Consider the following 6,101-nt stretch of genomic DNA (forward strand, 5'->3'; position numbering starts at 1 on the left):
GAGAGGAGGTGCCGCCAGTGATCGCGAACGTATCGGCGCACCGGCGGGCGAACGCCTTCGCCCAGGCCCTGGAAGAGGAGCAGTCCGACCGGGGCACGGCGGCCGAGCAGTCCGAAGGACCGGCACCGGCCCCGGCTGCTGCGGAACAGACCGAGCAGGGCCGCATGCTGGCCTTCGCGACCGGTCTCGGCGAGCTGCCCAAACCCGTGCTGGACCCCGAGGTCAAGGTCGTCCAGCGGGCTCAGCTGGTCGCCGCGTTCGAGGCCATGCTGCAAGGAGGCGAGGCACCAGAACCTTCGGTACCGGAGCAGCGATCCCACCGGTCCCCGGGCACCCACCGGGCCACCGGACTGGGCAAGCTGCGACCCCGGTCCCGGCTCAGCAAGGGCCTCGCGGCCGGCGGCCTGAGCGTCGGAGTCGCCGCCGGAGCCTTCGGCGGAGTCGCCGCCGCCAGCTCGGACGCCCTGCCCGGCGACGGCCTCTACGGCCTGAAGCGCGGCATCGAGGACTTCAAGCTCAACTACCTGTCCGACGGCGACAACCAGCGCGGTGTGGCCTACCTCGACCAGGCGTCCAACCGCCTGAGCGAGGCACGCCGGCTGATGGAGCGGGACCGCGGCGGCCACCTCGACCACGAGCAGCTCGGCGAGATCCGCCGCACGCTGTCCGGGATGACGCACGACGCGTCCGAGGGCCACCGTCTGCTGCACGAGGCGTACGAGCAGGACCCGAACTCGCTGGGCCCCATCCAGGCCCTCTCCGCGTTCTCCCGCTCGCACCGCGAGGCATGGGGCGCCCTGCGCGACCGCCTCCCCGTCCAGCTCGGCGACGTCAGCGACCAGGTCTCCTCGGTCTTCGACGCCATAGACGAAGAGGTCGCCCCGCTCCAGTCGCTGCTTCCGCAGCCCCCGGCCAAGACCGGCGGCGGCACCGGCAGGCACCGCGCACCCGACACGGAGTCCACCGGCTCCACGGGCTCGCACCGCTCGACCACACCGAGCGACACGGCGGACTCCCCCGCGGGCAAGGGCAGCCACTCCAGCACCCCCAGCGAGTCCGCCACCGACGGCGACGGCCTCCTCGGCGGCAACACGGGCGGCCTCCTGGACCCCCCGAAGTCCTCCGGCACGGCGTCCCCGTCCAGCGGCAAGCCCTCGATCACCGAACCGGACGTCACGCTCCCACCGCTCCTGCCGGGCCTGCTGCCCGGCCTGGGCATCGACAGCGAGGACGCGAACTAGCTCCGCCGGTTCCGCGGCTCTTTGGCCGCGGGCCGGTGGGCCGGCCGCGCCCCAAAGGCGATGGGGCGCCTCTCCCACGGAGAGGCGCCCCATCGCAGTACAGCCGATCGTCAGCTTTCTCAGACACGGCCCACGAAGAAACCCTCACCGTCAGAAGAACACCGACCGCCGCTGCACCAGCAGCTTGGCCCCTTCTGTCAGCTGCCCTCGCACCGCTCCGCAGGCTTCGCACAGCTGCACCGGACTCCGTCCGCCAGCCCCAGCCGGCAGACTCACTGCCCCCGAGCGCCCTGCCGTTGCGGCCAGGCGATCATCAGGTTTCTCAGACGGCGTCCGTGAAGAATCAGAAGAACACCGAGCGCCGCTGCACCAGCAGCTTGTACAGCGTGTGCTGGATCTGTTCCCGTACCTGGTCCGTGAGGTTGAACATCAGCATCGGGTCCTCGGCCGCCTCCGGCGGGTAGCCGTCCGTGGGGATCGGCTCGCCGAACTGGATCGTCCACTTCGTGGGGAGCGGGATCGCACCGAGCGGGCCCAGCCAGGGGAACGTCGGCGTGATCGGGAAGTACGGGAAGCCCAGGATCCGGGCCAGCGTCTTGGAGTTGCCGATCATCGGGTAGATCTCCTCCGCGCCCACGATCGAGCACGGGATGATCGGCACGCCCTTGCGCAGCGCCGTCGACACGAAGCCGCCGCGGCCGAAGCGCTGGAGCTTGTAGCGCTCGCTGAACGGCTTGCCGATGCCCTTGAAGCCCTCCGGCATCACCCCGACCAACTCGCCCCGCCCCAGCAGCCGTTCCGCGTCCTCCGCGCAGGCGAGCGTGTGACCGGCCTTGCGGGCCAGCTCGTTGGCGACCGGCAGCATGAACACCAGGTCCGCCGCGAGAAGCCGCAGATGGCGGCTCGCAGGGTGGTTGTCGTGGACGGCGATCTGCATCATCAGGCCGTCCAGCGGCAGCGTCCCCGAGTGGTTGGCGACGATCAGGGCGCCACCCTCCGCGGGGATGTTCCCGATGCCCTTCACCTCGACCCGGAAGTACTTCTCGTACAGCGGGCGCAGCGTCGGCATCAGGACCTGGTCGGTCAGCTCCTCGTCGTAGCCGAAGTCGTCGACCTCGTAGTCCCCGGTCAGCCTGCGGCGCAGGAAGGACAGGCCATGGGCGATACGGCGCTCCAGGCCCCCCTGGCCGCCCTCGTCGCTCTGACCGACCTGGCCGCCCTCGTTCTGCGGCTGCTCCGGCTCCTGCTCCTCACGCGTCACAGGAACATCATCCTGCGCGAAGCCCCGGCCCGGCAGGGGCTGGACCTCACGGACCAGCGCGGGTTCGCCGTTCTTGCGCCGGCTTCCCGCGCTACGGCGCCGCTGTGGCCGCTGCACGGCACCCGCGCGGGACCGGTCGTCGTCGAACGGAATGACCTTGGCATCCGCCATCGTTGATGCGCTCCTCAGTTGGCGCTCGGCGTCGGGGGGTGGCCACTGTCCGGCCGGGACAGCGCGGCGATCCGGTCGACGGCCCCCGCGAGGGCCTCCGGCGGCAGCAGCCCCGGACCCTGACTGCGCGCGAAGTCCGCGAAGGTCTCGGCGGTCGTGTACTTGGGCTGGTACCCCAGGGTCTCCCGCATCTGCACCGTCGACACGACCCGGCCATGGGTGAGCAGCCGGATCTGTTCCGGGGAGAAGTCCGTCATCCCCAGCGTCCGCACCAGGGAACCGGCCCAGGTGACCGCAGGCAGCAGCAGTGGCACGGTCGGGCGGCCCAGGCGCCTGGAGCACTGGGAGAGCAGCAGGACGCCGTCCCCGGCGATGTTGAAGGTGCCGCTGTTGAGCGTGCCCCGCTCCGGTTCGTGCGAGGCGATCCGCAGCACCCCGATCACATCGTCCTCGTGCACGAACTGCAGCCGCGGGTCGTAGCCGAACACGGTCGGCAGGACCGGCAGCGAGAAGTACGCGGCGAGCGGCGAATCCGCCGTAGGACCGAGGATGTTGGCAAACCGCAGCACACACACCGCGACATCGGGCCGGCGGCGGGCGAAGCCCCGGACATACCCCTCGACCTCGACGGTGTCCTTGGCGAAGCCGCCGCTGGGCAGGGACTTCGGCGGGGTCGTCTCGGTGAAGACGGCCGGGTCGCGCGGGGCGGAACCGTAGACATTGGTGCTGGACTTCACCACCAGCCGCTTGACGACCGGCGACTTCTGGCAGGCGCCCAGCAGCTGCATGGTGCCGATGACGTTGGTCTCCTTGACCGTGGTCCGGCTGCCGCTGCCCAGCGCGGTACCCGTCACGTCCATGTGGACGACCGTGTCGGCGCCCGACTCGGCGAGCACGCGCGCGATGGTCGGCTGCCGGATGTCGGCCTGGATGAACTCCGCGCCCCCCAGATGGTGCCCGGGCGGGACCGCGTCCACGGCGATCACCCGGTCCACCTGTGGGTCACGCTGGATCCGTCGTACGAAACGGCCCCCCAGCTGGCGGGCCACTCCGGTCACGAGCACGACCTTCCCCAAGATCAGCGCCTTCCTTCCGAGTTACCCGTGTGCGGCCAACCTAGCGGTTCGGTGTTGCGCTGTGATGACCGCCTGACGCACGAAGTCACGAGTACACGCAAACGGGCACATGCAGGGAACATAACTGTGGCCCCCCACCGGAGACCGGTGGGGGGCCACAGGAGACGCTCTCGCTGCGTCGCGTCGCCTACTTCTTGTTGCGACGCTGAACGCGCGTGCGCTTCAGCAGCTTGCGGTGCTTCTTCTTAGCCATCCGCTTGCGCCGCTTCTTGATAACAGAGCCCACGACTACCCTCGCTCACTTCTCATCACTCGGTGCTGGGCATCATGGGCCCATACGACCTACAAGGGGCCAGCCTACCCGTCCGAGCGCTGAGGTCGTAATCGAGGGTTCGCCTCAGGCTGTCTCCACCCCCACATAACTCTCGCGAAGGTACTCGTGTACCGCTTGTTCGGGGACGCGGAAGGACCGCCCCACCCGGATAGCGGGCAGATGACCGCTGTGCACCAACCGGTACACGGTCATCTTCGACACTCGCATCACCGAGGCGACCTCCGCCACGGTAAGGAACTGAACCTCGTTCAGAGGCCTCTCGCCAGCTGCAGCCATGACACACCTGAACCTTCCGCACTCGACGGTCACCGGCTTCCCCTTCCGGTGACTCTTCGTCGTTGCGTGCTCACTCCCCAATGTAGGGGCGGGTGATGCGAGTGGGGAAGAGGTGCACCCATCGGCGGCCTACTGTGACAGACACGCTCGATTGAGTACGTAGCGGGTAAGCGGGCGGTAGTAATCGGACCGCACGGCGTCATCAAGTGGAACTGCCACGGACACCGACCCCTCGGCCTCCCCCACGAACAGCGCGGGGTCGTCGGTATCGCCGAGCCCAATGGCCTCGAACCCCAGCTGACCTGCTCCGCAGACCCATCCGTGGTCTCCGATCACCAGCTCCGGAAGCACCCCGCCGGCCTCCGCCGCCGCACCCAGCACGGTACGAACCGGGAGCGGTGAGTGCGTGTGTGCGCCGGGCTCACAACCGGGGCGTTCGGGACCCGGATCGCGGACGAGGGCGACACCTCGTACGTAGGCAAGGTTGTACGTGCGTAGACCGAACCGGGTCGTTATGTCGACACAGCGACCATGCGCAGGGGTGAGAACAGCACATCCTGCCGCCGACAGCGCGTCCGCCAACGCGGCGTAGAACCCGAGCAGTCGGTGCGGGTGCCCGGTGCCGAGGAGCACGGGTCCGTTGCGCTCCGCCACCGCACCCAGCCGGTCTGCGAAAGCGTCCAGAGCGGCCAGAGTCCGCTCCGGGTCGATCACATCATGCCCGGAAACATGTCTCGGGTCGGCCGAAACCCCACACTTGTCCGCCATGAGACCGATCAAGTCCCGCTGTCCCCATGTCCATTCGGGATCGAGTCCGATCAGCACCCGGGGGTCCCGAGCGGCGAAGGCCCGATAGCTCCGCAGGCTCTCCTCCCGCGAGGTGGCCACGGGCCCGGCCAGCCGGGCGGCCAGCAGATGCGCGCGGAGCGCGCCGGTGCTCAACACGGGAGCGATGGTGACGGACCCGGGGACCGCCCACGGCCGGAACGCCCGAAACTCCGCACCGTTGGCGTAACACCGGTGACAGGACAGTGACAAAAGCGACCACAACTGTCGTCCGGGTTCCCGGGTCTCACCTTGCGTGGACGGAACGACCAACCGTCCCAAGCAAGTTGACCGGTACCACCAACAGGGGGAACACCACCATGAAGCTGTCCCGTCGCACCACGACCGCCGCCGCCCTCGCCACCCTGGCGCTAGCCGGCACGGTCGCCGCAACCGCTCCCGCCTCCGCGGCCACCACCACCAAGGCGGCGGCAGCCACCGCCACCTACAACGGCGCCTGCGGCACCGGCTACAAGGTCATCGACTCCACGCCGGTCGGCAACGTCGGCAGGGTCTTCCTGACCTGGAACGAGTCGACCGGCAAGAACTGCGCCGTGACCATCCGCAACACCCCGGGCGCGAAGATCTTCATGGCCGTCGAGCTCAACATCGACATCGACGAGGAGCACAACCCGGTCGTCGACAGCGGCCAGTACACGTCGTACGCCGGCCCCGTCTACATGTCCGCCCGCGGCTACTGCGCCATCTGGTACGGCGTCATCGGCACCGCCAAGGGCGGCGACTCCGGCCACTGCGGCTGATCCACCAGGCCTCGCACCCAACGCCGGACGGGCAATCCAGCCCGTCCTGCGCCTTTCCAACCCGGGCCGGCGTCATCCAGCCCGTCCGGCGTTTGAGGACGAGGCCGTTCAGGCCGAAGCGGGGGTCTGGGGGCGCAGCCCCCAGGGACGGGACGG

General features: G+C 69.4%; 7 protein-coding genes. 2 read left to right on the forward strand and 5 right to left on the reverse strand.

The window, feature by feature from the left end; genetic code table 11:
- Positions 1-17: 17 nt before the first annotated feature.
- Complete coding sequence (locus AB0I51_RS09665) at positions 18-1,241, forward strand: DUF5667 domain-containing protein (RefSeq protein WP_362973104.1); 1,224 nt, start codon at positions 18-20, stop codon at positions 1,239-1,241.
- Between the two features lie 343 nt (positions 1,242-1,584).
- On the opposite strand, the gene AB0I51_RS09670 is transcribed toward AB0I51_RS09665, so the two are convergent.
- The 5 genes from AB0I51_RS09670 to AB0I51_RS09690 all read right to left on the reverse strand — a co-directional run bounded on the left by AB0I51_RS09670 (position 1,585) and on the right by AB0I51_RS09690 (position 5,304).
- Positions 1,585-2,673, reverse strand: coding sequence for a lysophospholipid acyltransferase family protein (locus AB0I51_RS09670; RefSeq protein ID WP_362973106.1), 1,089 nt, complete (start codon positions 2,671-2,673; stop codon positions 1,585-1,587).
- A 14-nt stretch (positions 2,674-2,687) separates the two neighbouring features.
- A complete protein-coding gene (locus AB0I51_RS09675; protein WP_362973108.1) occupies positions 2,688-3,749 on the reverse strand; it encodes an NAD-dependent epimerase/dehydratase family protein in 1,062 nt (353 codons plus the stop codon).
- Positions 3,750-3,936: 187 nt separating this feature from the next.
- Positions 3,937-4,035 (reverse strand): AURKAIP1/COX24 domain-containing protein, encoded by a 99-nt coding sequence (locus AB0I51_RS09680; RefSeq protein ID WP_003948845.1) that lies wholly within the window; start codon positions 4,033-4,035, stop codon positions 3,937-3,939.
- A 111-nt stretch (positions 4,036-4,146) separates the two neighbouring features.
- A complete protein-coding gene (locus tag AB0I51_RS09685; protein WP_004984898.1) occupies positions 4,147-4,359 on the reverse strand; it encodes a helix-turn-helix domain-containing protein in 213 nt (70 codons plus the stop codon).
- Positions 4,360-4,488: 129 nt separating this feature from the next.
- Entirely contained in the window at positions 4,489-5,304 is an 816-nt protein-coding gene (locus AB0I51_RS09690) for a phosphatase (RefSeq protein WP_362973110.1), read from the reverse strand.
- Positions 5,305-5,504: 200 nt separating this feature from the next.
- On the opposite strand from AB0I51_RS09690, the gene AB0I51_RS09695 reads away from it, so the two are divergent.
- Positions 5,505-5,945: a spore-associated protein A gene (locus tag AB0I51_RS09695; protein ID WP_362973112.1), complete on the forward strand. Its 441-nt coding sequence runs from the start codon at positions 5,505-5,507 to the stop codon at positions 5,943-5,945.
- Positions 5,946-6,101 lie beyond the last annotated feature (156 nt).

This window comes from Streptomyces sp. NPDC050549 (assembly GCF_040655035.1).
GTDB lineage: Bacteria > Actinomycetota > Actinomycetes > Streptomycetales > Streptomycetaceae > Streptomyces.

Excerpts from the sequence above, each read along its gene's own strand:
- AB0I51_RS09670 (WP_362973106.1), bottom strand. The coding sequence starts at position 2,673 with ATGGCGGATGCCAAGGTCATTCCGTTCGACGACGACCGGTCCCGCGCG.
- AB0I51_RS09685 (WP_004984898.1), bottom strand. The coding sequence starts at position 4,359 with ATGGCTGCAGCTGGCGAGAGGCCTCTGAACGAGGTTCAGTTCCTTACC.
- AB0I51_RS09695 (WP_362973112.1), top strand. The coding sequence starts at position 5,505 with ATGAAGCTGTCCCGTCGCACCACGACCGCCGCCGCCCTCGCCACCCTG.